General features: G+C 59.9%; 29 protein-coding genes and 1 other RNA gene. 18 read left to right on the top strand and 12 right to left on the bottom strand.

Features of this window, described 5'->3' with window-relative positions; genetic code table 11:
• Positions 1–172: 172 nt before the first annotated feature.
• From Q0837_RS09025 to Q0837_RS09040, 4 genes are all read left to right on the top strand, one after another.
• Entirely contained in the window at positions 173–1,483 is a 1,311-nt protein-coding gene (locus Q0837_RS09025) for a peptidylprolyl isomerase (RefSeq protein ID WP_298467838.1), read from the top strand.
• Positions 1,480–2,514, top strand: coding sequence for a 4-hydroxythreonine-4-phosphate dehydrogenase PdxA (pdxA, locus tag Q0837_RS09030; protein WP_298467840.1), 1,035 nt, complete (start codon positions 1,480–1,482; stop codon positions 2,512–2,514). Before Q0837_RS09025 ends, pdxA begins: the two co-directional genes overlap by 4 nt.
• Complete coding sequence (gene rsmA / locus Q0837_RS09035; RefSeq protein ID WP_298467844.1) at positions 2,507–3,334, top strand: 16S rRNA (adenine(1518)-N(6)/adenine(1519)-N(6))-dimethyltransferase RsmA; 828 nt, start codon at positions 2,507–2,509, stop codon at positions 3,332–3,334. Before pdxA ends, rsmA begins: the two co-directional genes overlap by 8 nt.
• Positions 3,335–3,429: 95 nt before the next feature.
• Entirely contained in the window at positions 3,430–3,900 is a 471-nt protein-coding gene (locus Q0837_RS09040; protein ID WP_298467846.1) for an SRPBCC family protein, read from the top strand.
• A gap of 49 nt (positions 3,901–3,949) precedes the next feature.
• Here the strand turns inward: Q0837_RS09040 and Q0837_RS09045 are convergent, their stop codons facing one another.
• The 3 genes from Q0837_RS09045 to Q0837_RS09055 form a co-directional block, all read right to left on the bottom strand.
• Complete coding sequence (locus Q0837_RS09045; RefSeq protein WP_298467848.1) at positions 3,950–4,981, bottom strand: bacteriocin class II family protein; 1,032 nt, start codon at positions 4,979–4,981, stop codon at positions 3,950–3,952.
• Positions 4,978–5,358 (bottom strand): hypothetical protein, encoded by a 381-nt coding sequence (locus Q0837_RS09050; protein ID WP_298467851.1) that lies wholly within the window; start codon positions 5,356–5,358, stop codon positions 4,978–4,980. Before Q0837_RS09050 ends, Q0837_RS09045 begins: the two co-directional genes overlap by 4 nt.
• 137 nt (positions 5,359–5,495) lie before the next feature.
• Positions 5,496–7,592, bottom strand: coding sequence for a malate synthase G (locus Q0837_RS09055; protein WP_298467853.1), 2,097 nt, complete (start codon positions 7,590–7,592; stop codon positions 5,496–5,498).
• Between the two features lie 122 nt (positions 7,593–7,714).
• Here Q0837_RS09055 and Q0837_RS09060 point away from each other — a divergent pair, with 122 nt between their 5' ends.
• The 4 genes from Q0837_RS09060 (at position 7,715) to Q0837_RS09075 (ending at position 11,549) form a co-directional block, all read left to right on the top strand.
• Entirely contained in the window at positions 7,715–8,908 is a 1,194-nt protein-coding gene (locus Q0837_RS09060; protein WP_298467856.1) for a hydrolase, read from the top strand.
• Complete coding sequence (locus Q0837_RS09065; protein ID WP_298467858.1) at positions 8,905–9,921, top strand: arginine N-succinyltransferase; 1,017 nt, start codon at positions 8,905–8,907, stop codon at positions 9,919–9,921. The genes Q0837_RS09060 and Q0837_RS09065 overlap by 4 nt, the downstream gene beginning before the upstream one ends.
• A complete protein-coding gene (locus Q0837_RS09070; protein ID WP_298467861.1) occupies positions 9,918–11,168 on the top strand; it encodes an N-succinylarginine dihydrolase in 1,251 nt (416 codons plus the stop codon). Before Q0837_RS09065 ends, Q0837_RS09070 begins: the two co-directional genes overlap by 4 nt.
• Positions 11,169–11,288: 120 nt before the next feature.
• Positions 11,289–11,549, top strand: coding sequence for a hypothetical protein (locus Q0837_RS09075; protein WP_298467862.1), 261 nt, complete (start codon positions 11,289–11,291; stop codon positions 11,547–11,549).
• 203 nt (positions 11,550–11,752) lie between these two features.
• On the opposite strand, the gene Q0837_RS09080 is transcribed toward Q0837_RS09075, so the two are convergent.
• The 4 genes from Q0837_RS09080 to mscL all read right to left on the bottom strand — a co-directional run bounded on the left by Q0837_RS09080 (position 11,753) and on the right by mscL (position 14,102).
• Positions 11,753–12,226 (bottom strand): hypothetical protein, encoded by a 474-nt coding sequence (locus Q0837_RS09080; RefSeq protein ID WP_298467866.1) that lies wholly within the window; start codon positions 12,224–12,226, stop codon positions 11,753–11,755.
• Between the two features lie 100 nt (positions 12,227–12,326).
• On the bottom strand, positions 12,327–12,794 hold the full coding sequence (locus Q0837_RS09085) for a GNAT family N-acetyltransferase (protein WP_298467869.1): 468 nt from the start codon (positions 12,792–12,794) through the stop codon (positions 12,327–12,329).
• 175 nt (positions 12,795–12,969) lie between these two features.
• Positions 12,970–13,314: a transfer-messenger RNA gene (gene ssrA / locus Q0837_RS09090) on the bottom strand.
• Between the two features lie 359 nt (positions 13,315–13,673).
• On the bottom strand, positions 13,674–14,102 hold the full coding sequence (gene mscL, locus Q0837_RS09095) for a large conductance mechanosensitive channel protein MscL (RefSeq protein WP_298467872.1): 429 nt from the start codon (positions 14,100–14,102) through the stop codon (positions 13,674–13,676).
• 179 nt (positions 14,103–14,281) lie between these two features.
• Between mscL and Q0837_RS09100 the strand changes: the two genes are divergently transcribed.
• The 9 genes from Q0837_RS09100 (at position 14,282) to Q0837_RS09140 (ending at position 20,936) form a co-directional block, all read left to right on the top strand.
• Complete coding sequence (locus Q0837_RS09100) at positions 14,282–14,884, top strand: LemA family protein (protein WP_298467875.1); 603 nt, start codon at positions 14,282–14,284, stop codon at positions 14,882–14,884.
• Between the two features lie 5 nt (positions 14,885–14,889).
• Positions 14,890–15,411 (top strand): TPM domain-containing protein, encoded by a 522-nt coding sequence (locus tag Q0837_RS09105; protein ID WP_298467877.1) that lies wholly within the window; start codon positions 14,890–14,892, stop codon positions 15,409–15,411.
• Positions 15,408–16,190, top strand: coding sequence for a TPM domain-containing protein (locus Q0837_RS09110; RefSeq protein WP_298467879.1), 783 nt, complete (start codon positions 15,408–15,410; stop codon positions 16,188–16,190). Before Q0837_RS09105 ends, Q0837_RS09110 begins: the two co-directional genes overlap by 4 nt.
• Positions 16,190–17,059: a TPM domain-containing protein gene (locus Q0837_RS09115; RefSeq protein WP_298467881.1), complete on the top strand. Its 870-nt coding sequence runs from the start codon at positions 16,190–16,192 to the stop codon at positions 17,057–17,059. The genes Q0837_RS09110 and Q0837_RS09115 overlap by 1 nt, the downstream gene beginning before the upstream one ends.
• 8 nt (positions 17,060–17,067) lie before the next feature.
• A complete protein-coding gene (locus Q0837_RS09120; protein ID WP_298467883.1) occupies positions 17,068–18,000 on the top strand; it encodes a TPM domain-containing protein in 933 nt (310 codons plus the stop codon).
• Positions 18,000–18,797, top strand: coding sequence for a TPM domain-containing protein (locus tag Q0837_RS09125; protein WP_298467886.1), 798 nt, complete (start codon positions 18,000–18,002; stop codon positions 18,795–18,797). Before Q0837_RS09120 ends, Q0837_RS09125 begins: the two co-directional genes overlap by 1 nt.
• A 4-nt stretch (positions 18,798–18,801) precedes the next feature.
• Positions 18,802–19,476, top strand: coding sequence for a hypothetical protein (locus Q0837_RS09130; protein ID WP_298467888.1), 675 nt, complete (start codon positions 18,802–18,804; stop codon positions 19,474–19,476).
• 153 nt (positions 19,477–19,629) lie between these two features.
• Entirely contained in the window at positions 19,630–20,151 is a 522-nt protein-coding gene (locus tag Q0837_RS09135) for an NUDIX hydrolase (protein WP_298469867.1), read from the top strand.
• 2 nt (positions 20,152–20,153) lie between these two features.
• Entirely contained in the window at positions 20,154–20,936 is a 783-nt protein-coding gene (locus tag Q0837_RS09140; RefSeq protein WP_298467891.1) for an SDR family oxidoreductase, read from the top strand.
• A gap of 208 nt (positions 20,937–21,144) precedes the next feature.
• Here the strand turns inward: Q0837_RS09140 and Q0837_RS09145 are convergent, their stop codons facing one another.
• Genes Q0837_RS09145 through Q0837_RS09160 form a run of 4 tightly spaced genes read right to left on the bottom strand, consistent with a single transcriptional unit; the run spans position 21,145 to position 21,801 of the window.
• Positions 21,145–21,360, bottom strand: coding sequence for a PspC domain-containing protein (locus Q0837_RS09145; protein ID WP_298467894.1), 216 nt, complete (start codon positions 21,358–21,360; stop codon positions 21,145–21,147).
• Positions 21,357–21,491 (bottom strand): hypothetical protein, encoded by a 135-nt coding sequence (locus tag Q0837_RS09150; protein ID WP_298467897.1) that lies wholly within the window; start codon positions 21,489–21,491, stop codon positions 21,357–21,359. Before Q0837_RS09150 ends, Q0837_RS09145 begins: the two co-directional genes overlap by 4 nt.
• Before the next feature lie 45 nt (positions 21,492–21,536).
• The gene (locus tag Q0837_RS09155; protein WP_298467900.1) at positions 21,537–21,650 is read right to left on the bottom strand and encodes an enoyl-CoA hydratase; all 114 of its coding nucleotides are present in this window, start codon (positions 21,648–21,650) and stop codon (positions 21,537–21,539) included.
• Positions 21,651–21,687: 37 nt separating this feature from the next.
• Positions 21,688–21,801, bottom strand: a complete 114-nt coding sequence (locus Q0837_RS09160; protein ID WP_298467904.1) for an enoyl-CoA hydratase — start codon at positions 21,799–21,801, stop codon at positions 21,688–21,690.
• Between the two features lie 231 nt (positions 21,802–22,032).
• On the opposite strand from Q0837_RS09160, the gene recF reads away from it, so the two are divergent.
• On the top strand, positions 22,033–23,121 hold the full coding sequence (recF, locus tag Q0837_RS09165; protein WP_298467907.1) for a DNA replication/repair protein RecF: 1,089 nt from the start codon (positions 22,033–22,035) through the stop codon (positions 23,119–23,121).
• Here the strand turns inward: recF and Q0837_RS09170 are convergent.
• Positions 23,118–23,855 (bottom strand): arylesterase, encoded by a 738-nt coding sequence (locus Q0837_RS09170; protein WP_298467909.1) that lies wholly within the window; start codon positions 23,853–23,855, stop codon positions 23,118–23,120. The genes recF and Q0837_RS09170 overlap by 4 nt on opposite strands.
• Positions 23,856–23,870: the final 15 nt, after the last annotated feature.

Here is a 23,870-nt window from a genome sequence, read left to right on the forward strand (position 1 = left end):
GCGGGACGGGAAAAAGCCGGACTCAGCCGCGGTTAAGCCGCGCTCGGGCATTCGGCGACAGACAAAAGCGAAATGCCACGGTCGAGGGAAAGCGTGGTACTCCAGTTTGATAAAATCGGGATTGATTACAGTGACATTCAAGGCGTTTTCGAAATCGTGCGCAGCAATAGCCATGGCGGGTCTGTTTGGCCTCGCCTCAGCACCTGCCGCTGCACAAACCACTGCTGTTCCGACTGCGGACAATCCGTTTGGACTGCCGGAAAGCATCAACATTCTCGGGCCCGAAAACCCGAACGAACGTTCCGCAACCGCTGTCGTGAACGGGTTTGTCATCACCGGTACTGACGTCAATCAACGCGTGGCACTAGTCACGTCGGCGTCAAATGCAGAAGTGACAGAAGAAGAGCTGAACCGGCTTCGCGTGCAAGTGCTGCGCAACCTGATCGATGAAACCCTCAAAATTCAGGCCGCCGAGGCGCTGGAAATGCCGGTGACGCGCGCCGAAATCAATCAGACCTACAATCAACTCGCAGCGCAGAATTTTGGTCAAGAACCCGAAAAGATGGACGAGTATCTCGTTTCGGTCGGGTCTTCGGCAAACGCGCTCAAGCGCCAGATCGAAGGCGAAATCGCCTGGGAAAACCTGCTTCGCCGCAACATCACGCCATTCGTCAATGTCGCGGCAGAGGAAGTGAACGACGTGCTCGCCCGGCTCGAGGAATCACGTGGGACGGAAGAGTATCGGCTCGGCGAGATCTATCTTTCGGCAACCCGTGAAAACCGCGAAAGCGTGCTTCAGAATGCCGAGCGGATTATGGAGCAATTGCGCGGCGGCGGCAGTTTCGTCGCCTATGCACGGCAGTTCTCCGAAGCGACCACTGCTGTTGTCGGCGGCGATCTCGGCTTCGTGCGCCTCGGGCAATTGCCCCCGGCCCTCGCCACCGCAGCGCGCAATCTGCAGCCCGGACAGCTTGTCGGACCGATCGAGATTCCGGGCGGATTCTCGATCCTTTACCTGATCGACAAGCGCCAGGTTCTGATGGCCGACCCGCGAGACGCAGTGCTCAGCCTGAAACAGATCTCGATCAGTTTCGATCCGGGCATGGAACAGGCTGCAGCTGAAGCGAAGGTCAACGAATTCGGCACTTTCGTGCAGAACCTGCGCGGCTGTGCGGATGCAGAGGCAGCAGGTGCCCGGATCGGCGCATCGGTCGTTTCGAATGACCAGATCCGCGCACGCTCGCTCCCAGAGCAATTGCAAGGGATCATACTCAACCTGCAAATCGGTCAGACCACTCCGGCTTTCGGTTCTGTCGAAGAAGGCGTCCGGGTCCTGATGCTCTGCGGACGTGAGGAGCCCGAGCAGGCGGGCGGTCCGACCTTCGCAACTGTAGAACAGCAGATTGAGCAAGACCGTATCACCAAGCGCGCTCAGCGTTATCTGCGCGATCTGCGCAACGACGCATATATCGAATACAATTGAGCAGCCACGCCCCGTCCGATTTCCCGCTCGCAGTCAGTTTGGGCGATCCGGCGGGGATCGGGCCAGAGATTATTTGCGCCAGCTATGACCGCCTGAAGGGCGATCGGACCACGCGGCCTTTCTTCGTAGTTGGCGGCATGGAAGTGTTGCGCGCCGCTGCAGACACGCGCGGGATCGACTGTCCGCTTGTTCCGATTGCCGAGGCACATGAGGCCGAATTCGCCTTTCACGCGGGCCTTCCGGTCCTCGCAGGCCTCGATGCGCCTTACACCCCGGGCGAGCCGAGCGCCGCTGGAGCGCAGCTTGCACTGACTTCACTGCAATGGGCGACCAGGCTTGTGCTTGCTGGCGAGGTTTCCGGCATGGTGACCGCACCGGTGGCCAAGGCGCAGCTTGCTTCGGTTGGTTTCGACTACCCCGGACAGACGGAGTGTCTCGCGGGTGCATGCGGTCTCACAGTGCATGATGCGGTGATGATGCTTGCCGGGCCTTCTTTGCGCACGGTCCCGCTAACTGTCCATGTCGCGCTCGCCGAAGTTCCGGGCAAGCTCTCGCAAGACTTGATCATTCACAAGGCTCGCATCACCGCCGCCGCATTGCGCGGCGACTTTGGTGTTGAAAGCCCGCGACTGGCCATCGCTGGCCTCAACCCCCATGCCAGCGAAGGCGGCCAGTTCGGTGACGAAGAAGCACGGATCATCGAACCAGCAATTGCGGCACTGAAAGCAGAAGGCATCGACGTAGTTGGGCCAGTCCCCGGCGACGCGCTGTTCACCCCCCGCGCCCGCGAAACCTACGACGTAGCGCTTTGCATGTATCACGATCAGGCGCTGATCCCGCTGAAAGCGCTCGAATTCGCCGAAGGCGTGAATGTCACACTCGGCCTCCCGATCATCCGCACTTCGCCCGATCACGGGACCGCGTTCGACATTGCGGGAAAGAACATCGCCGATCCCGGTGCGATGCTGGCCGCCATCCGGATGGCGAGCGAGATGGCCACCGCGCGCGCGGCGACAGGTCCAAATGACTGAGCTTCCACCTCTGCGGGATGTTATCGCCCGCCACGGCCTCAGCGCGTCCAAGGCACTCGGCCAGAACTTCCTGCTCGACGAGCAATTGCTTGACCGCATCGTTGCGCTTCCGGGTGATCTTGCGGGCAAAGCCGTGCTGGAAGTCGGACCCGGTCCCGGCGGGCTAACCCGCGCGCTTTTGCGAGCGGGCGCTCGGGTCACGGCCATCGAAATGGATCGCCGCTGCCTGCCAGCGCTCGAGGAACTGGGCGAAGCGTTTCCCGGTCGGCTTTCGGTGATCGAAGGCGATGCGATGAAGATCGACCACGGAGAACTGATGAACGGCGAGCCGTTCCACATCCTCTCCAACCTGCCCTACAACGTTGGCACCGCGTTATTAGTGAAGTGGCTGAGCGGCGAAAAATGGCCGCCGCAATGGCAATCCCTTACGCTGATGTTCCAGCGCGAAGTGGCGGAGCGGATTGTCGCCAAAGCAAACTCCGGCGCTTACGGGCGGCTTGCGGTGCTTGCCCAATGGCGGGCCGAGGCGAAGCTTGCGATGAAAGTGCACCGCAGCGCCTTCACCCCGCCGCCTAAAGTGATGAGCGCAATCGTGCATGTTACTCCGGATGAAGCGCCTAATGGTGTGGCGGCGAGGACGCTTGAGCGCTTGACGGAAGCCGCGTTCGGTCAGCGGCGGAAGATGCTGCGCCAAAGCCTAAAGGGGGTGCCGGAAGCTCTGGATGCCCTGAAATCGCTCGGCATCGATGAAACCCGACGCGCCGAAACGGTGAGCGTGGCGGAATTCGTCCAGCTCGCCCGAGCGCTAGCCAAACCTTAACCAAACGCTGCTACGCCTCCTCGCAAATTAGCGCAGGTGGACGCGGTATGTTGGGATTGTTCAAACCGAAAATGGCCCCCGAAGGGCCCGTTGAAATGGGTTCGGAGGTCGAAATCGACCGCTCGGTCGAGGAAGTCTACGCCCTGATCGACTGGGCTGATCCGCGCAATGCCAAGCGCGCCACAGGCAACGAGGTCCGCGAAGTGCCCGGCAAGCCCGGCCAGTTCGAAATGGTCATGCCGTTCATGGACGATGTTGTGTTCGAATTCCTCGTGACCGAGGCCGTGCCCCATCGCAAGTACGCCTTTGGCTGCGTGATCAAGCCGTCGATGGGCAATCTGGCATACAATCACGAGACCTACGAACTCGAGCCGCTGGGCGACGACAAGTGCCGCCTGACACTCACATGCGAGACGACTTTCTTCGACGGGCTTCGAATGGGCGAGTTCACTCAGGAAGTCGCGACCATGGCCGCATCGGTGCAAAGCTCGCTGCAGAAGTTCAAACTGCAGGCAGAACACGGCGCGGAAGTGGCCAAGGCAGTCGAAGAAAACACGCTGCTGTAAGAGAAATTCGGGGCTTTACACTCAGGGCCCTTGTCACGGGCCTTCTGCGTCATCGGAGCGCACGCAGCCGCGCCATCATCTGGCGTTCTTCGCTTGTGGTCCACCCTTCGTCCATCACTCGGATTAGCGTATTTCGCAGGTCGCTGTTCAGCCGCAGGGCCTGCAATACGTTGCCGCCGCCCCGCAACACACGCTGCGAATAGAGCAGCGCAATCTCGTCGACATCGCTGGTGTAGCTTTCATCGAGGGCGAGGAAGATTGCGTGCACCCGGTCGAGGTCGATTCCGATCTCCCGGTACATCGCGCGCGCCAGCCCCACCTCGTCGGTACTCCAGAAGCTTGTGAACCGATCGATGAATGCTCCAGCCTGCTGGTCCGACGGGCCAACCGCCGCGACATAGGCCTGGTCGGCGAGCAATGCTCCGGCCACACCGCCGACAAATGCGCCGACGGCAACACCTACCGGGCCCAGCCAGACACCCGCTAGCGCGCCCGCTGCGATACTGCCACCCAGGCCGCCGGCAATGTTCGACACCTCGCGGCCGGTTTGCCACGCGGGGTCTTCTGCATTGGCGATGTTGTAGACCGCAATGCCGATCCCGATCAGGAACAACGCTCGTCCTGCCGCCCCGGCCCTCGCCGCGAACCGGGTCGCACTTGCCCGCGGTCGCCCGGCGGATTCGACCACTTCGAGATAGACCCGCGTCTGCTGCGCGTTGTCGAGCTGAGAGAACGTCTTCCCGTCGTACAATCGCCGCGACAGACGCTCCAGCAAGTCATCCAATGCCAAGCCATTGGCCTTGAGATTTCTCGCAAGCGCTCTCCCGAGCGAAGCGGAACGCGCGCGCTGCACATCCAGAAGCTTGTTGCGCATGCCATGTGCGGATTCAGCAGCTGCACGCGCCGACATTTCTCCACTCCGGTAGGCGTTGCGTAGAGATTCGCTGATCTTCTGCGCTTCCTGGATGTATCGTGAGCGGACCGATGAGATGTTGATGAACTGGTACGCGAAATTGATGGCTGAGCTTTCGAGCGCACGGATCGCCTGTTCCGTATTGGGATCCATCTGTCTCTGAGTCACACAACCTCTCCGTATTCGAGAAACAAATGGCGGCGGGCGAAGAGGCCGCCACGCCTGCGCGCGCCGCGCGGTAGCCCGCCAAAGACCCTGCGACCCGCAGAATCGATCGACAAAGACCATACCGCGTCGCTTTCAAAGCGAAACCGCAAAGTGTTGTTTGCTGCGCCTACCTCTTTGAAAATACCGCTCGAATAGATTGTGCCGATTACGATGTGATCGAGGATTCTGTTCTTGCGAACGAGCACAAGGTGCAGCTGCTCCTCATACGGCGTGTCTTCATCGAGGACGAGCAGCGTGTCCGCAACATCGATGGCGTATTGTTCAATCAGAATTGCCGCATCGATGGTGATGCGCTTGCCGTCGTTCCGCGACCGCAAGACAATTTTGGGAACGGGCTCCCGCTGGCTTTCAAGAGCTTCAAAACGATCTGTCGGGGTCACCTGAAAAAGGTACGAAGGTCGCGGTCCAACGTCAAACGCGAATGGCCGATCCCAGAGCAATCGTGTTGAATGCTCTAACCCGCTTTCTTCACCTGCCGCCATTGGTGCAACAGCGGCTCAGTATAGCCGCTGGGCTGCTCTACACCCTTGAAGATCAGGTCTTTCGCCGCGCTGAAGGCTGCGCCATCCTCGTTGCCGATCAGCGGAACGTAGCTCGGATCGCCAGCGTTCTGCGCGTCGACCTTCGCCGCCATGCGGGTGAGCGATTCCATGACCATCTCCTCGCTCACGACGCCGTGATGCAGCCAGTTGGCGATATGTTGTGAGGATATGCGCAGAGTCGCGCGGTCTTCCATGAGGCCAACGTCATTGATGTCGGGCACCTTGGAGCAGCCTACCCCGGCATCCACCCAGCGCACGACATAGCCAAGCAAGCCTTGCGCGTTGTTATCGAGTTCATCGCGCAATTCGTCTTCTGGCCAATTGGTGTTCTCGGCCAGCGGGATGGTGAGCAGTGCATCGAGGTCTGCCGGTTCGGGGAGCCCCTTCTGAATATCGAAAACGTTCTCATGGTGATAGTGGAGCGCGTGCAATGTCGCTGCTGTCGGCGACGGCACCCATGCTGTGTTGGCTCCGGCGCGCAGGTGACCGATCTTTTCGACCATCATCCGCCCCATCAGATCGGGTGCGGCCCACATGCCCTTGCCGATCTGCGCCTTGCCTGAGAGGCCGTGCTTAAGACCAATGGCGACGTTGCGCGCTTCGTAAGCTTGGAGCCAAGGCGACCCCTTCATCGCGCCCTTGCGCATCATCGGCCCGGCTTGCATCGAGGTGTGGATTTCATCCCCAGTGCGATCAAGAAATCCGGTGTTGATGAACACAATCCGGTCTTTCACAGCGTGGATGCACGCGCCGAGATTCGCGCTAGTGCGGCGCTCTTCGTCCATGACGCCAACCTTGATCGTGTGACGGTTCAGGCCAAGCAAATCCTCGACCGCATCGAACAGATCGTTGGTGAAGGCGCATTCTTCCGGCCCGTGCATCTTGGGCTTCACGATGTAGATGGAACCGTTCTTGGAATTGCCGTATTTCGCGTGACCCTCGACATCGAGCGCGCTGATCGCGCTGGTAAAGACCGCATCCATGATACCTTCTGGTATCTCTCTGCCATCGGGGAGCCGGATCGCCGGATTGGTCATCAGATGACCGACATTGCGCACGAACATCAGGCTGCGGCCTGACAGCTGATGCTCGGCGCCTGAGCCATCCTTGTAGGACTTGTCGCCAGCCAGCTTGCGGGTAAGTGTCTTGCCGCCTTTCTCGAAGCTCTCTTCCAAATCGCCGCGGATCACACCAAGCCAGTTGGTGTAAGCGAGCAGCTTGTCCTCGGCATCGACCGCCGCAACGGAGTCTTCGCAGTCAGCGATTGTTGTCAGAGCGCTCTCGATAACAATATCGGCAATGCCAGCCTTGTCGTCGGCTCCCACTGGCGTCGACCGGTCGAACACCACCTCTATGTGCAATCCGTTGTTTCGGAACAGCAGCCCATTCTCGGTGAAGCCCACCCACTGGCTTTCATCCTGAAGTGTGCCATCGTTTTCGTCTTTGAGGTCGGCCCAGCTCTGGTCCACCAGCGGTAGCGCCTGGTCCAGAAATTCGCGTCCTCGCGCGATCACGGCGTCCCCGCGCGCCTTGTCGTATCCGCCCGGTTTAGCTGACGGTGCATCGAGCGCATCGGTGCCGTAAAATGCGTCGTACAGGCTGCCCCAGCGCGCATTGGCGGCGTTGAGCAGGAACCGTGCGTTGAGGATCGGCACCACCAACTGAGGCCCGGCCATGGTGGCAATTTCGGGATCGACGTTCTGGGTGCCGATCTGGAAGTCGCCCGGTTCCGGGACGAGATAACCGATTTCGCGCAGGAACGCCTCGTATTCGGCCGCATTGTGCGGCTGCCCACGGCGCTCTACATGCCAGACATCGATCTGCGCCTGTAGGTCTTCACGCTTGGCGAGCAGTGCGGCATTACGGGGGGCGAAATGGGCCAGCAGCGCCGCAAAACCCTGCCAGAAGCTGCCAACATCTCGGCCAAGCGGAGCGAGCACTTCAGTTTCAAGGAAAGTCGCCAGCCGCTCATCAATGTGCAGCCCGGCGCGATCAACATGCATGGTCATTAAGGTCCTCACGACACCATTTGAGTTGGGCCTGGGGAGGAGGACGGGTGCGATATGGCGAAACACTCCGGCATTTGCAACGGGTTGGAACGCCCGAAATTGCAGTCTAGAGATAGTCGCTAATGAAATCCGAAACTCTCGACAGGTTTGACGCTACTGCGATGCTGGATCAGGTCCAGTCATGGTGCGCGATCAACACCGGTACCGGCCATCTGGAAGGTCTGGAAAAACAGGCCGTCGCGCTTGCCGATGCGTTTTCCGCTCTGCCGGGAGAGGTCGAGATGGTCGATCCGGCCCCCGTGACGGGAATCGCCGCCGATGGCAGCGAGTTCGAGAAAGCCAATGGCCAGCACCTCGTCTTGCGTGTCCGCCCGACCGCCAATCGCCGCATCCTGCTGACCGGGCATATGGACACGGTGTTTCCCAAGGATCACCCGTTCCAGCAGCAGACTTGGCTGGAAGACGATGTGCTGAACGGCCCCGGCGTCGCCGACATGAAAGGCGGCATCGCGGTGATCCTGCATTCGCTATTGGCGTTTGAGGAGACCGCTTCCGCCGGATCGCTCGGCTACGATGTGCTGATCAATTCCGATGAAGAAACCGGCTCGCTCGCCAGCTCCGATCTGATCGCAGAAATGGCGCAGGGTAAACTGGCAGCGCTTACTTACGAGCCAGCTGCCCTGCCCGACGGCACCTTGGCCCATGCTCGCGGAGGCACTGGGAACTATTCGATCACGCTCAAAGGCAAATCCGCGCATGCCGGGCGCAATCCACATGAGGGTCGCAACGCGCTTGTCGCCGCCGCCGATCTGATCCTGCGCCTCAAAGCGATGGAGCGGGAAGACATCACCGTGAACCCGGCCAAGCTCGAAGGCGGAGGGCCAAACAACGTGGTCCCTGATCACGTAGTGTTGCGCTTCAACATCCGCCCGAAGAGCACCGAAGCGATGGAAGGTTTTGATAACAGTCTCAATGCTTTGCTGCGCAGCATTGAAAGCGACCACGAGATCACTGCCCATCGCCATGGCGGCGTCACTCGTCCACCCAAACCTGTTGATGATCGCGCGCAGAAACTGTTCGATCTCGTACGTGAATGCGGCGCGGAACTGGGGCAGCAGATCAACTGGAAATCGACCGGCGGCGTATGTGACGGCAACAATATCGCTGCCTGCGGGGTGCCGGTGGTCGACACAATGGGCGTGCGCGGAGGCTCTATCCATTCCGCCGATGAGTTCCTGATTGTATCCAGCCTTGCAGAGCGCGCGGCTTTGTCTGCGCGCGTTATCGAACGTCTTTCTCAGGGGGCACTGACTTGACCTTTCGCCTGCGCGCCGCGCGCATCTCCGATCTCGAACATCTCTATGAAATGGCCAAACTCACCGGCGGCGGCTTCACCAATCTGCCTCCTGATCGCAAGGCGCTTGGCGGCAAACTTGAACGCGCGGCAGAAGCCTTTGCCAACACCCAAGACGAGCTGGTCGATGAGCAGTTCGTACTCGTGCTCGAAAACCTCCAGACCAAAAAGGTCGCAGGCACTTGCCAGTTGATGACCAAGGTGGGGCAGCAATGGCCGTTTTATTCCTACCGGCTCAATACGTTGACCCAATATTCGCAGGAACTCGACCGCACGGTCCGCGCCGAATTGCTGAGCCTCGTCACCGATCTCGAAGGGTCGAGCGAAGTTGGCGGGCTCTTCCTCCACCCCAACGAACGCGCCGGGGGCCTCGGTCTGCTCCTCGCGCGATCGCGGTATCTGTTCGTCGCGATGCACCGCCAGCGTTTCGCCGACAAGATCCTCGCAGAGCTGCGCGGTATTATCGACGAACGCGGCGGATCTCCATTCTGGGATGGGGTTGCCGGGCGTTTCTTCGGCATGAGCTTTCAGGATGCCGACTATTTCAACGCGATCAACGGCAATCAGTTCATTGCTGACTTGATGCCCAAACACCCGGTCTATGTCGCCATGCTGAGCGACGATGCGCGCAGTGTAATCGGCGTGCCCCACCCCACCGGCCGCGCCGCAATGCGAATGCTCGAAAACGAAGGCTTCCGCTACGAAGGATATGTCGACATTTTCGACGGCGGCCCCAGCATGATCGCGCGCACCGACGATGTGACCAGCGTGAAAGGCAGCACGTCGGCAACAATCACCGATGTCGATCTGCCAGAGGGCGAGCGCGCCATCCTGGCTACCGGTAAGCTGGAAACATTCCGCGCCTGCTATGGCGCGCGCAAGTTTGACAGTGATGGCGGGATAGCAATCGACGCCGTGGCTGCAGACGCGCTAGATGTGAGCGCTGGTGATACGGTTTGGAGTGTCGGACGATGAGCCTCACCGAAATCAACTTCGACGGGATCGTTGGCCCCTCGCACAATTACGCCGGTCTCAGCCTCGGTAATATCGCCAGTGCCAGCCACAAAGGCGATCCGTCCTACCCGCGCGCCGCTGCGTTACAGGGGCTGGAGAAGATGCGCGGCAACCTGGCGCGGCTTGGTCATCAGGGCTTTCTGCTGCCCCTGCCCCGGCCCAACACCGCGCTCACCGAGACTCTCGCCTATGACGGCACTGAAGCCGCGCAATTGCGCGCAGCGCCGTGGTCGGCTTCGAGCATGTGGACCGCCAATGCGGCTACCGTTTCACCCGCGCCGGACACCAAAGACGGCAAGTGTCATCTCACTCCCGCCAACCTCGTAACCATGCTGCACCGCGCGCAGGAATGGCCTGACACCAAACGCATGCTCGAAGTGGCGTTCGGCAATCGCGACCACTTTACCGTGCACGACATCGCGCCAATGACGTTCGGCGATGAGGGTGCAGCCAACCACATGCGTCTATGCGAAGGCCATGGCAGCGCCGGGGTCGAAGTGTTCGTCTATGGTCGCCCCGGCGGCAAATTCCCGGCTCGCCAGCATGAACAGGCCAGCCGCCTCGTCGCCCGCGCGCATGGCCTTGACCCGGCACGCACTGTCTTCGTCGAACAGAACCCTGCCGCTATCGAAGCAGGTGCGTTCCACAACGACGTCGTCTCGGTCGCCAATGAGCGGGTGTTGTTCACCCATGCCGAAGCGTTTGCCGATCAGCAGGGTGCCTATGATGCCATCCGCGCGGCGTTCCCTTCGCTCGAAGTGGTCGAAGTGCCGAGCGATGCGGTCAGCATCGAAGAGGCGATCCGCACCTATCTGTTCAACGCGCAATTGGTCTCGCAGCCCGATGGGACCATGGCCCTGATCGTGCCCGAGGAATGCCGCGAGAGCGCATCGGTCTGGGCCTATTGCGAGCGGATGATGGCCGGAAACGGGCCGATCAAGCACATCATCCCGGTCGATGTCCGTCAGAGCATGGCCAATGGCGGCGGCCCCGCCTGCCTGCGCCTGCGCGTTGTGTGCGATCCTTCGACCGTCGATCCGCGCTTCCTGCTCAACGAGGCCACGGCGGACACAATCGCAGGCATCCTGTCGCATTATTGGCCTGAACAGATCGACCCAGCAGACATCGGCTCAGAAACGCTCGCCAAAACGGTGATCACCGCGCGTGCAGCACTGCTCGCCGCGCTTGACCTCGCCCAATTGGGTTAACGCGTTTGGCATAGCCGTCGGAGGCGCTTACACTCCATCCAACGTTAACCAAGCAGACCCGCACCAACCCGCCGTTGGCATAGGCCTTGCTACTCAAGAGGTTAACGCAAAGGAGACCGCATGCTGCGCAAAATTGGAAGGCTGTTCGTAATCAAGAACCGGTTCGAAGCCTTCGTGATTATCTACGCGCTGGCACTCGGCGCGATGACGCGCGGCGCGGCCTACCTGACCGATTATCCCGGCATCGGAGGCCAGCTGCTGTTCCTAGCGACCAGCGGGGCGGTATTCCTTGGCGGCGCAGCAATCCTCGACGGCCTGAAAGCCAAACAGGAACTGGCCGAAGTGAAGGCGAAAGACGCGGCGGTCGCCGAATTCGAGTAACGTGGCAAAGGTCGAGCAAGGTCGCCTATTCGGGCTGCACGGTATGGGCAGCTACACATTTGAGGAGCTGGACAAACTCGCCGACGGATACCTCGCCAGAGTCCACGATCCAGACAATAAAGATGACCCCAAGTGGCTCAAGCGACGAGCTTCACGGCTAAGAAAGCTGGCCAGGCAAAAAGAGAAGGCGCTGGAGCACAAGCTCAGATCGTCGAGATAGCCTGCTCCTGTTCCTGAGGCGTTTCAGGCGGCTTGATCTTTACGGTCATGGTCGGCCCTACAACAAAGGTCAGGCACCACTGGACTGCCCGCCATGCCGCTGCATCGCCGGCAGTCGGTTTGTGGACACGGCAGACATACGGTTTTGTGTCGTCCACCTGCTCTGCACGGCGAATAATTGCCGTCTTTTCATCGCCTTCCGGTTCGGACAGTCCCGTCATCGCGACCTCAACATCGCGTTCGTCGAACGTGATCTCGGATTCGATCGGCTTGCCTTCTCTCTCAATGAAGGCATTGACCAGCCCCTCCGCATCTTGCCCTTCACAGGGAAGGTAAACCTCGGCGGCGATGTTCTCGTCCGGCTCGGTCGTCATCGAGAATTCTGGGTCAGGGATGGTGCACGCGCTGGCAGAAGCCTGAAGCACGAGCAAGGGAGCCGCGACAGTTAAGGTCAGCATTTCAATACCCCTTCTTTCTAATGAAGCTGATTCGTAGACCGACCAAAGCGGATTGAACAATGATTGCGGGCCGAGATGCTTCGATCCCGACCCGCAATGGTTAGATCAACTCCTTTCGGAAGATGATCTTGTCATCACCATCCGCATAGTAGTCTCTGATGCGGGCCTCACGCTCGTAACCAAGCATGTCGTAAAACCCCCGCGTCCGTTTAAATTCGCGAGTGCCCGAGGTTTCGACCAGCAAAATCCGAACAGCTTGACCACCCAGTTCAGCCTCGACGAAATTCATAAGCGCGGCACCTATACCGTTGCCGTGCACATCAGGATCGACGGCGATCAACAGCAGATTCCAAGTCCCTTGAGTGAGTTGTTCCGGGGCATAGTACGCGACACCGTCCACGCGGTTCTCATCGAAAACCAGCCAGCGATGCTCGTCGGTTTCTCCGCCGAGATACGGGCCAGTCATTTCCTGCAGCATGGCGGAAGGAAACATCTCATTGCTGTCGACCAGATGGGCGACACGCGCCAAATCACCCGCCAATAGCGGTCGTATATGTGAGGTTGTCATTGTAAGTCTTTCGGTGAATCTTGATCGCAAAAACCTGCAAGCAGAAACAATCGTTCTGCAGCAGGCAGTTCAGCATTGCCGATCGTCTTAGTGATCAGCGTTTGGGAGCAATTGTGATCAAAAAACCTCGAAATATGTTGGTGGGGGTTTCTGTTGCTAGCTACCCCCGGAGCCCCGGAATCCGCTTCTGTTGCCCGGTGGGTCCAACCGCGCTTTAGCTTTGTAAATTCAGGCCGTTAGGCCATCAAATTACGCTGCGAGAGCGAGTGCTTCGTTATCGTTTGCACTTATGAGTTTTGAACATTTTTACGGGGTACTCAGCCCGGGCAAAAACTACGCTTTTCAGCCCACGTCGATCCTAGTTCGGCCCCGTCATTTCCCCCGCGAAAACCGAGGGAGGTGGTGGAGCCGCCGGGTACTGCCCCCGGGTCCGTTGTGCCTATTGCACGCAGCAATTTATCACCATAGTCGGTTGCCCGACGCTCCTTACATAGCGCTTCCTTGCTAAATTGGAAGTGAACATAGCTCTAGTGCCAGACTCCAAGGTTGCACCCAGCCAACAGAGCTTCTTTGTTTTGCGCACCCCATCCGGGGTGCGATCTCCTCGGCCCGTTTGGGCCTGCGGACGGGCGGTCGCCCTTGCGGGCCGCTTCGCGACCCGTGCTCCGCGACCAAGCCATCTAGGTCGCGCTGGGTCGACGCCGCAGGCGTCGCAAGGGCGACCGCCCGTCGCCGCTTATGCGGCGGAGCCAAGCGAGCCGGGAAGCGAAGCTGAACGAGCGAAGCGAGGACATCGCTCGCGCCCGGCAATTGAGGGCGCAAAACAAAAAACACCCGCCCCGCAGCTGTGCGAGACGGGCGTTTCCTTTTTCTTTGAACTTACTTCTTCAGCGCATCCCGGATTTCGGTCAGCAGCTCGATTTCGGTCGGGCCTTCTGGCTCTGCCGGTGCTTCCTCTTCCGACTTTTCGAACTTCGCTTTCGCCTTTTCAGCGTAGCGAACCAGCAGGAAGATGATGAAAGCGAGGATCACGAAGTTGATGATCGACGTTACGAATGCGCCCCATGCGAGGACATTGGCACCCGCTTCGCGCGCCGCCTCAAGGCTGGTGCCCGCTTCGACTTCGCCTGACAGGACGATGTATTTGTTGCTGAAATCGACATCGCCGAAGATCATACCAACAATCGGCATAATCACGTCAGCTGTAAGCGACGCGACAATAACAGCAAAAGCGCCTGCGATGATGACCGCGACGGCCAGTTCCATCACATTGCCCTTGGCGATAAATTCCTTGAATTCTGCAAACATTACGATCCCTCCAGTTTGTCTCGTTAATGCGCTTTTTACAGCCACATGGCGCAATGCCAAGCTTCCACAGCGAGCCTGTGGACTTCTTGAAAGCGGGCAAAGGTGTGCTATATCAACAACACAGGACAATTCGCGCGCCGCATTTCTGCGTGGCCAGCGCGTCTTCAGGAGGGATATCAATGAATTTCAAGTCGATGACTCGCGCCGTCATGGTGGCAGCCGCTTCGCTCAGCCTCGCCGCATGCGGGATCAACTCGGTTCCGGCAGCGGAGGAAGAGGCGAAAGCCAAATGGGGCGACGTCGAAGTACAATTCCAGCGGCGTGCAAACCTGATTCCGAACCTTGCTGAAATCGTCCAGGGCGCGGCTGAGAACGAGCAGACGATCCTGCGCGAAGTGACAGAAGCCCGCGCCAAGGCGACTTCGGTGAATGTGACGGCCAGCGACCTCGACGACCCCGACAAGATGGCTGAGTTTGCAGCTGCTCAGTCGCAGATGAGCGCAGGAATTGGCCGGCTTCTGGCAAGCTTCGAAGCGTATCCGGACATCAAGTCGAACCAGAACTTTATTGCGTTCCAGAGTCAGTTCGAAGGCACGGAGAACCGCATTGCGGTGGCGCTGCGCGATTACAACGAAGCCGTGCGCAAATATAACACCACGATCCGCACCTTCCCCGACACGATTGGCGCGAACATCATTCATGGTGCCGAACCGCTGGTGCCTTACTCCGCCGTAACCGAAGGTGCCGAGGCCGCTCCCGAGCTCGACCTGACGTCGAACTGATCGGGGTGTTTCGGCCATTCCTGCTCACTTTCGCTGCGCTGCTGATTGTAGGCTGCGCGGCGGAAGCGGAGGAAGTTGAACTTCCGCCGCCCACTCCTGCGCTCGAATTGACCGGTCGCGTTGTTGACGCGGCTGATCTGTTCGATGCGCAGTATGAGGACGGTTTGACGCGCAAACTCGGACAGTTGGAGCAGGATACGCAGGTGCAATTGGTGGTCGCCACCACGCCCGATCTGAAGGGTCAGACGATCGAACAATACTCGCTCGATCTGGCGAACGCCTGGGGTATCGGCAGCGTTGAACGCGATGATGGCCTGCTGTTGCTGGTTGCGCCCACTGAACGGAGGGTTCGGATAGAAGTCGGCTATGGACTCGAAGCGTCTGTCAAAGACGAAGAAGCTGCACAAATTATCCAGGACGACATCCTGCCGCACTTCCGCAAGGGCGACTTCGAGGTTGGCGTTGCAGAGGGCGTCGACAGCCTTATCCGTGAAGTGACGCCGATCGAGCTGAAAGAGGCCGCGTGACGACGGTACTCCGCCTCCTTTGCACCGTGCTTGCGCTAATCGCCGCGCCCCTCGCCGCGCAGCCGGAATTCCCCGAACTGACCGGGCGCGTAGTGGACAATGCCGACATCATACCGCCCGAGACGGAAGGGCAATTGACTGTGCAGCTCGAAACGCTTGAAACTGACACTCAGCGGCAGCTTGTGGTCGCCACAGTGCCCGATCTTCAGGGCTACGAAATTGCCGACTTTGGCTACCAACTGGGCCGCGCATGGGAACTGGGTGATGCCCAGCGGAATGACGGCATGCTGCTATTGGTAGCACCCAATGAGCGTCAGGTTCGGATCGAGGTGGGCTATGGATTGGAGGGCGTGATGACAGACGCATTCAGCCAGCACATCATCGGCGACAATATCCTGCCCCAGTTCCGCAACGGCGATATGCCCGCCGGGATCGTGGCCGGAACCAATGCGCTGGTATCGCACCTTCAGCTAACCGATGAGGAAGCCTTGAAAGCCATGGAAGACCAGAAAGGCGACAGATTCACGGCCGCTCTTTTGCTATTGCCGTTCCTGCTGTTCAGCCCGGCTCTCTTCATTTTCGGGATCTACTTCATCTCGCGAATTTCCGGGGGCAACCGGACGTCAAGCTATAGCGGCGGACCCAGCGGCTCGAGCATTTCGACCTACTCGTCATCAAGCTCGTCCAGCAGCAGCTCCTGGAGCAGCAGTTCATCGAGCAGCAGCTTTTCCGGCGGCGGTGGGTCGTTCGGCGGCGGCGGATCGAGTGGGAGTTGGTGATGCGGTCGATTGCAAACATGCTGGCATTGCTTGCGCTGCTTTTTGCGGCGCCCGCCCTTGCACAGCCGGAATTTCCTGCGCTTGACGGGCGCGTCGTCGACAACGCCAATATCATCCCTGACAACGTCGAAGCGGAACTGACCGCCAAGCTCGCGGCGCTGGAAACGCAATCGCAGCGTCAGTTGGTGATCGCCACAGTCCCTACCCTCGATGGCTATGAAATTGCCGATTACGGTTATCAGCTGGGCCGCGAATGGGGCCTTGGCGATGCGACCCGCAATGACGGCGCTTTGCTGCTGATCGCTCCCAATGAGCGCCGCGTTCGGATCGAAGTCGGCTACGGCCTCGAAGGCTACATGACGGACGCGCTATCTGCACTGATCATCCAGAACCAGATCCTGCCGCGCTTTCGCGAGGGCGATTTCCCAGGTGGGATTGTAGCGGGCACTGACGCCATCGTCGCGCAGCTCCAGCTCCCGCCAGACGAAGCGGCGCGCGTTGCGCAAGAAGCGAGCGCTCAGCAACAGAGCAGCAGCAGGGATGGCGGCTTCCCAGTCGGCTGGCTGATCTGGCTCGGCTTTATCTTCTTTTTCTTCATCCTGCCCGTGCTGCGATCTCGCGGACGAAGCCGGAAATACCGGGCCAAGGGCAAAGGCCCATGGGGCAAGCGCGACGATGACGATGATGATGACGACCACGATGGCTGGGGCCGCACGACGCGCGACATCATCCTTTGGGAGGTCGGCAGCGCCATCGTCCGCGGAGCCATGTCCGGTGGTGGCGGCGGCGGAGGAGGCTTCGGCGGAGGCGGAGGATTCTCCGGTGGCGGCGGATCATTTGGTGGCGGCGGCGCCTCAGGAGGCTGGTAGCCATCGGCTTGGGGGGACGGAATCTGACGCGGGCGTGGCAATTGCTTTTCCTGGCAATCGTCAGCCTGTGTTCGCTGTCTTCTCAACCGCTCTTTGCGCAGGATTTTCCGCCCCTGAGCGGCCGGGTGGTCGATCAGGCTGAAGTCCTGTCCGTTGATCAAGAAGCAGAACTTGTCGCCAAGCTCGAAGCGATTGAGCAGGCTACGACGCGGCAATTGGTGATCGCCACGGTCAATGACCTGCAAGGCCTCTCCATCGAAGTTTACGGCTATCAGCTGGGCCGCGCGTGGGAAATCGGTCAAGGCGCCAAGACCGCCGGAGACGAAGGCGAGAAAGATAATGGCGTTGTCCTGATCGTCGCGCCCACCGAGCGGAAGGTTCGGATCGAGGTCGGATATGGCCTCGAAGGCGTGATCACCGACGCTATCGCCAGCCGGATCATCCGTGCCGACATCGTGCCGAAATTCAAGGACGGCGATCTGCCCGGCGGGATTGCAGCGGGAACCGATCGACTCGCTGCGCTCCTGCTCGAGGACGGCACCGGCCAAGTGGTCCCTGCTGCTCCTTTCCTGGAGATTGAGCCGCACTACGAGGAGCATTACGATCTGCTGTGGGAAATCGAGTTGGCCCTTGAACCGTACATCCCGATGCTGGGTGCTTTTTTCATAATCACATTCATCCTCGTCACCATCATCTCGCTTATCGGAGCGATCACGGGCCGGGAGGAGATCATGCTGTTTCACCGGCTTGAAGAAGCCGCATGGAGAAAGTTCGGCGGCAAACCGGGAGGCTCTGGCAGAGGTCGCTCGTCCTACCGATCCAGCTCTTTCAGCAGCGGCTTTTCAAGCGGCGGTTTCAGCAGCGGCGGCTTTTCCGGCGGCAGCAGCTTTTCGGGTGGCGGCGGCAGTTTCGGCGGCGGCGGAGCGTCGGGAAGTTGGTGATGAACAGCGGTAACCATCTGGCGCGGCACCCTGCCTTGCTGGGCATTCGGTCTTTCGCACTTCTGTGGGGCTTATGCGCGATCGCGTTGGCAGCTGCTTCCAGCGCGAGCGCACAGGAATTCCCGGAACTCACCGGGCGCGTTGTCGATCAGGCGAACATCCTCACCGACGAAGACGAAGCAGAAATCACCGCACAGCTCGAAGCACTAGAGAAATCCACGACGCGCCAATTCGCGGTCGCAACTATCAGCACGCTGCAGGGCTACGAAATCGCTGATTACGGCACTCGCCTCGCCCGGCATTGGCAGTTGGGACAAGCCGCGAATGGCAGCGCGGAGAAAGACAACGGCATCCTGTTGCTGATCGCTCCGAACGAGCGCCAGATGCGGATCGAAGTGGGATATGGCCTTGAGGGCGTGATGACCGATGCACTGGCCTCGCATATCATCGGTGAGACCATCCGCCCGCATTTCCGCGACAATTACATGGCGCGCGGCACCAAAGCTGGCGTTGCACGGATCATCACACAGCTTGAACTGCCGCCGGATGAGGCTCAGAGAGTGCTCGACGAATTGGCAGAAGACGAACTGTATGAGACAGCAAGCATGATCGTGCTCGCGGTCCTGATAATCGGTTTTGGCATTTGGACTGCTACACTCAGCCCGTCGGGTGGCAATAGGCGCGGTCGCAAAGGCATCACGACCAGAAGTGGTGGGTCATCAGGTGGTTCGCGCTCCTCCAGCTTTAGAGGTGGCGGCGGCAGTTTCGGAGGCGGCGGCGCCTCAGGGGGATGGTAAGAGAATGAGTTATCTGACGAGCGAACAGCACAAGATCGTGTCCGATGCGGTCGGTGAAGCCGAACTGACAACGTCGGGCGAGATCCTGACCGTCCTTGCCGATCGCAGCGATGGCTACACCGATGTGGCGCTGCTGTGGGCGGCAGCGGTCAGCTTTACGATGATGAGCGCCTTCGCGGCCTTTCCGCAGATCTTCCTCGATTTCTGGGACGGGATGACAGGCGGCTGGGGCCATGTCTGGACGACTGGCGAGCTCGCAAGCATGACCATCGCGCTTGGCCTGATCGCCTTTGTCGCGACCTGGTGCGCGCAATTGTGGCAGCCGGTGAAGTTCGGCCTCATCCCTGGCCCAGTCAAAATGTCGCGCGTCCATGATCAGGCCGTGAAACACTTCAAGGTAGGTGCGGAACGCCGCACGCGCGGCAAGACCGGCGTGCTGATCTACCTTTCCATGCGCGAACACCGCGCGGAAATCGTCGCCGACGACTCCATCGCCGAGAAAGTCTCCGCAGAAGTCTGGGGCGAAGCGATGGCGGACATGCTGGGTGAAATCAAACAAGGGCACATTGCCGAAGGCATGGCCAAGGGTGTGCTCGATGTCGGCTACGTCTTGTCAGAACACTTCCCGCGCGACGAAGATGATGAAAACGAGCTTCCCGACAGGTTGATCGAGGTTTGACCGGCAGTCTCTTGAAATTCTCTTGACCCGCTCGTCCTGAGCCTGTCGAAGGGCGGGCGTTTGACCAGCCGTACTTCGACAGGCTCAGCACGAGCGGAGTTCTCCTTGACGCAGTTCATCAAAGATGCCGATGCCGACAAGCCTGAAGAGGTTATGTGGGAAGGCCGCTTCATAACCGCCAAGCGCCGAGGGCGCTGGGAATATGTCGGGCGCTCGCGCGGCATTCGCGCAGCTGCGATCATTGCGATCGATACCGATGACGACGGCACCAAACACGTTGTCCTCGTCAGCCAGTACCGCGTCCCGCTCGGCTGCTTCACTCTAGAGATCCCTGCCGGTTTGGTCGGCGATCATGCCGAAAGCGCAGACGAACCCGCAATCGAAGCCGCCGCGCGCGAGCTAGAGGAAGAAACCGGTTACAGCGCAGGCGAGCTTGAAGTGCTCGGCGAGTTCTACTCCTCACCCGGCATGGTCTCGGAGTGCTTCACACTGCTGCGTGCCCGTGACCTTACCAAAGTTAGCGAAGGCGGCGGCGTCTCGGGCGAAAACATCAACGTACATCGCGTCGCGCTCACCGACCTGTCTCGCTTTGTCGCCGAATGGCGCAAAGCCGGGCACGGCGTCGATGTGCGGATCGCGATGCTGCTGACACCGGAATATTTGGGAGAGAATTGAACATGGCAAAACGCTGCGAAGGCAAACTCGCATTGGTAACCGGGGGCGCCCAAGGGCTAGGCCGCGCGCATTGCATCCGGCTAGCGCAAGAGGGCGCACGGGTGCTGGCGACCGACATCAATGGCGAAGGCGCAGCCGAGACTGCCGAAATCGTCAACGCCGAAATGGGCGCTGGCACGGCTTTCAGCATCGCGCATGACGTCACCGACCCCACTCAATGGGAAGCTGCTGTCGATGCAGCGCGTGAGCAGATGGGCGGCCTCAACGTGCTGGTGAACAATGCCGGGATCGGCGTCGCAGGCAATATCGAAACCTGCAAATTTGAAGACTGGCAGCGCTGCTTTTCGATCAATGTCGATTCCATCTTTCACGGCTGTCAAAAGGCCCTGCCGCTGATGCGCGAGCACGCGCCGGGATCGATCGTGAATATCAGCTCGATTGCTGGACTGATCGCGAGCGACACGATGCCGGCCTACAACGCTTCCAAAGCGAGCGTTTGGATGTTGTCTAAGTCGATCGCGCTGCACTGTGCGAAGATGAACATGCAGATCCGCTGCAATTCGGTTCACCCGACCTTTGTCGATACGCCGATCCTGGACGGAACGGCGAAAGCGCATTCGCTCGACAAACAGGTTTTGCTCGACAAGCTGGCTAGGCAAATCCCGCTCAAATTCGTGGGCGAGCCCAATGATATCGCCAATGCGGTGGTTTATCTGGCGAGTGATGAAAGCCGCTTCATGACCGGAGCCGAGATCAAACTCGATGGCGGAATAAGCGCGATGTAGTCTCTCGCGGCAAATCGCTTCGCGATTGCCTCCGAGGGGGCGGCTTTGCGGTCGGCGCGCGGTCGCGCTTGCGTACCGTTACGGGCCCGACCCGCGCGTTTCACTTGCTCCGGAATCAAGAGAGGGGCCAAATGGCCCCTCCCGGTTTTCCTGATCTGTAAGGCGTGGCTGGCCCGAAAACCGGGTTCAGCTTTGAGGTGCCACGTCTTCAGTCGGCGATCAGTGCGATGGCGAGGTAGATTAGTGCGGCAGTGCCGAGGCTGACAAATGCGCCAACAACAAAGCCCACACGAACGAGCATCGGATCGATATTGCTATAGTTTGCGATACCACCGCAGACACCGGCCAGCTTGGCGTTGGTCTTGTCGAGACGGAAGCTATTGCTCGGCGGGGTGCCGTTTGGTTTGCGAGTTACGTTGCTCATGCGAGGCCTCCAATAAGAAGCGAGGTGGTTGGGCTGGCCGGGACAATCGCGGTGGCCATGGCAATTGCGGTCACGACCAAAGCCGATGCTGCAGCCAGCATGCGGGAGCCAAGGTCAATCGAAGCATTCATTTGTCTAAGTCCTTTCGTGTGTAGTTTGAAGCGCAATCTGAGCGCTTATGCGGTCAAGCCGGGGCTTGCTGGGATGATGGCGTAGGCAAAGAATGCTGCCGATACGACGATCGAGAAGCCAGCGGAGAAGAGGCGAATTCCAGTGTCAGAGCCAGGCATTTTCGGGGGTTCCTTTGATTGAAGTAGTTGGGGTAGATCAGGCCATCAGCGAGGGGCTGGCGGGGATGATTGCGTAAGCGAATGCTGCTGCCGAAAAGATCACCGAGAAGGCGGCGGCGGCGAAGCGGTTCGAGAAGTCGGTGGCGTACATAATGTGGTCTCCGTTAAGTGTTGTTCGTTTCCTTGGGGCTGATCCCTTCGGTTACCCAACACTCTGCAGGAGGTGTGCCAAACTCGAAAAACGGCGGAATTCTGCGGTTTTGTAACAAAGTGTAAAATCGACTTTCGTTCATCAATCCGAAAGGTTGGTAAATTTTCCCACCTATTGGGATTGATGAATTTGATGGCCTTGCGAGCGCTGCGTGCTAACCCGCCCGAAACCATGGCGCTGGCAAAAATCACCCTCCAAAACTTCCGCAATCATGCTGCGAGCGAGCTGGCGGAAACCGCGCATTTCAACCTGTTGGTGGGGGAGAATGGCGCGGGGAAAACCAATGTCCTCGAAGCTTTATCCTTGCTCAGTCCGGGACGCGGACTGCGGCGAGCGAACCTTGCCGATCTTGCGCGCTCCTTGCCGGGCAGCGAGCAACCCGGTGCTTTCGCGATCGGAGCCAGCCTTATCGAACAAGGCCAGACTTCGGCCCGGCTTGGCACGTATACAGAGGCAGAGCGCCCTACCCGCCGCCTTGTGCGCATCAACAGCGCCGAAGCCAGCGCCAGCTCGCTTTCCGAATGGCACGCCGTTTCGTGGCTCACCCCTGCGATGGATGGGCTTTTCACCGACAGCGCAGGCGCGAGGCGCCGCTTTGTCGACCGAATGACGCTGGCGATTGAGCCTGGGCACGCGAAGAACGTCTCTGCCCTCGAAAATGCGCTGCGGGAGCGCAACAAGCTGCTGGAGACCGGCGGCGACGCACGCTGGCTCGATGCGATCGAAGCGCAAGTGGCCCAGCATGGAGCGGTCGTGTCGCAGAACCGTGCGCGGCTGATCACAATGCTGGCAGACGAGCTGTCCGCCTTGCCGCCGGAGCCATTTGCCCGTCCGATCCTGACCTATCGCCCCGGCGGGCCGACCCATGTCGCCGACCTGCTCGCCAGTTTGGCCCGTGAACGCCCGCGCGACCGGGCAGCAGGTCGCGCTCTAACCGGACCGCACCGCGACGAGCTGGAGGTCGTCATGGCCTCATCGGGGCAGGCGGCGGCGAGCTGTTCGACCGGAGAGCAAAAGGCGATGTTGATCGCGATCACGCTCGCGCACGGGGTTCTGGCATCGTCAGGCCGCCCCAGCGTGCTTTTGCTCGATGAAGTCGCCGCGCATCTCGACCCGGTACGCCGCGCTGAACTGTTCAAGCGCCTGCGTCAGGGCAAGGCACAGGTCTGGATGACCGGGACTGAACTCGCACCATTCGCAGAAATCGAAGACGAAGCGGCGGTGTGGCGTGTTGCGGGCGGCGAACTGAAAAGGCTTTAAGCCTTTTCCTCTTCAGGCAGCGCTTCCTTCACCTGATCGAGCGTGGAGGCGACCAAGGCCTCGATCCCTTCGGCTGTCGGATGGATGCGGTCATTCTGGAACAGGCTTGGATCCTGATAGATATCGTTAAGCCAGAACGGGATAAGGGCCGTGCCGTATTCCTCCGCCAATTCCCCGTACATCGCATCGAACTGCGCCTGATACTCGCCGCCATAATTCGGCGGCGCGCGCATCCCCATGAGCAGCACGGGGATTTCGCGGGCTTTCAGCTCATTGAGCATGGCTTCGAAATTGGCGCGCGTTTCCGCCGGAGACAGCCCGCGCAGCAGGTCGTTGCCGCCCAGCTCCAGGATGAACAGATCGGGCTTTTCCTCCTGCGCGTCGAGCGTGAAGACCAGCCGTTCGCGCCCAGCCGCGCTGGTGTTGCCTGAGATACCGGCATTGGTCATCACTGCGTTGATGCCTTGCGCGCGCAGGGCCGCTTCGAGCTTTGCCGGGTAGCTTTGCTCTTGGCTAAGACCGTATCCGGCGAACAAACTGTCCCCAAACGCAAGAATATGCCGCTCCGGCCCCATTACCGGGATTGCCGGCAAATCGCCTTCGCTTGCTGTTTGTGAAGCTTCGCTTGTGGGAACCGTAGCGGTGTCCCCGGCATTCTCGCTACAAGCAGCGAGCGCCATCACGGCCACGCCGCCTATGAGTGCTCGCCAATTCGACCAAACGCGATCCTGCATCTATCAGCCTTTCGG

This window comes from uncultured Erythrobacter sp. (assembly GCF_947499705.1).
Lineage (GTDB): Bacteria > Pseudomonadota > Alphaproteobacteria > Sphingomonadales > Sphingomonadaceae > Erythrobacter.

Excerpts from the sequence above, each read along its gene's own strand:
- Q0837_RS09070 (WP_298467861.1), top strand. The coding sequence starts at position 9,918 with ATGAGCCTCACCGAAATCAACTTCGACGGGATCGTTGGCCCCTCGCAC.
- Q0837_RS09075 (WP_298467862.1), top strand. The coding sequence starts at position 11,289 with ATGCTGCGCAAAATTGGAAGGCTGTTCGTAATCAAGAACCGGTTCGAA.
- Q0837_RS09055 (WP_298467853.1), bottom strand. The coding sequence starts at position 7,592 with ATGACCATGCATGTTGATCGCGCCGGGCTGCACATTGATGAGCGGCTG.
- Q0837_RS09080 (WP_298467866.1), bottom strand. The coding sequence starts at position 12,226 with ATGCTGACCTTAACTGTCGCGGCTCCCTTGCTCGTGCTTCAGGCTTCT.
- Q0837_RS09160 (WP_298467904.1), bottom strand. The coding sequence starts at position 21,801 with ATGTACGCCACCGACTTCTCGAACCGCTTCGCCGCCGCCGCCTTCTCG.
- Q0837_RS09085 (WP_298467869.1), bottom strand. The coding sequence starts at position 12,794 with ATGACAACCTCACATATACGACCGCTATTGGCGGGTGATTTGGCGCGT.
- mscL (WP_298467872.1), bottom strand. The coding sequence starts at position 14,102 with ATGTTTGCAGAATTCAAGGAATTTATCGCCAAGGGCAATGTGATGGAA.
- rsmA (WP_298467844.1), top strand. The coding sequence starts at position 2,507 with ATGACTGAGCTTCCACCTCTGCGGGATGTTATCGCCCGCCACGGCCTC.
- Q0837_RS09155 (WP_298467900.1), bottom strand. The coding sequence starts at position 21,650 with ATGCCTGGCTCTGACACTGGAATTCGCCTCTTCTCCGCTGGCTTCTCG.
- Q0837_RS09115 (WP_298467881.1), top strand. The coding sequence starts at position 16,190 with ATGCGGTCGATTGCAAACATGCTGGCATTGCTTGCGCTGCTTTTTGCG.
- Q0837_RS09170 (WP_298467909.1), bottom strand. The coding sequence starts at position 23,855 with ATGCAGGATCGCGTTTGGTCGAATTGGCGAGCACTCATAGGCGGCGTG.
- recF (WP_298467907.1), top strand. The coding sequence starts at position 22,033 with ATGGCGCTGGCAAAAATCACCCTCCAAAACTTCCGCAATCATGCTGCG.
- Q0837_RS09135 (WP_298469867.1), top strand. The coding sequence starts at position 19,630 with ATGTGGGAAGGCCGCTTCATAACCGCCAAGCGCCGAGGGCGCTGGGAA.
- Q0837_RS09060 (WP_298467856.1), top strand. The coding sequence starts at position 7,715 with ATGAAATCCGAAACTCTCGACAGGTTTGACGCTACTGCGATGCTGGAT.
- Q0837_RS09145 (WP_298467894.1), bottom strand. The coding sequence starts at position 21,360 with ATGAGCAACGTAACTCGCAAACCAAACGGCACCCCGCCGAGCAATAGC.
- Q0837_RS09125 (WP_298467886.1), top strand. The coding sequence starts at position 18,000 with ATGAACAGCGGTAACCATCTGGCGCGGCACCCTGCCTTGCTGGGCATT.
- Q0837_RS09040 (WP_298467846.1), top strand. The coding sequence starts at position 3,430 with ATGGGTTCGGAGGTCGAAATCGACCGCTCGGTCGAGGAAGTCTACGCC.
- Q0837_RS09025 (WP_298467838.1), top strand. The coding sequence starts at position 173 with ATGGCGGGTCTGTTTGGCCTCGCCTCAGCACCTGCCGCTGCACAAACC.
- Q0837_RS09130 (WP_298467888.1), top strand. The coding sequence starts at position 18,802 with ATGAGTTATCTGACGAGCGAACAGCACAAGATCGTGTCCGATGCGGTC.
- Q0837_RS09150 (WP_298467897.1), bottom strand. The coding sequence starts at position 21,491 with ATGAATGCTTCGATTGACCTTGGCTCCCGCATGCTGGCTGCAGCATCG.
- Q0837_RS09140 (WP_298467891.1), top strand. The coding sequence starts at position 20,154 with ATGGCAAAACGCTGCGAAGGCAAACTCGCATTGGTAACCGGGGGCGCC.
- Q0837_RS09100 (WP_298467875.1), top strand. The coding sequence starts at position 14,282 with ATGAATTTCAAGTCGATGACTCGCGCCGTCATGGTGGCAGCCGCTTCG.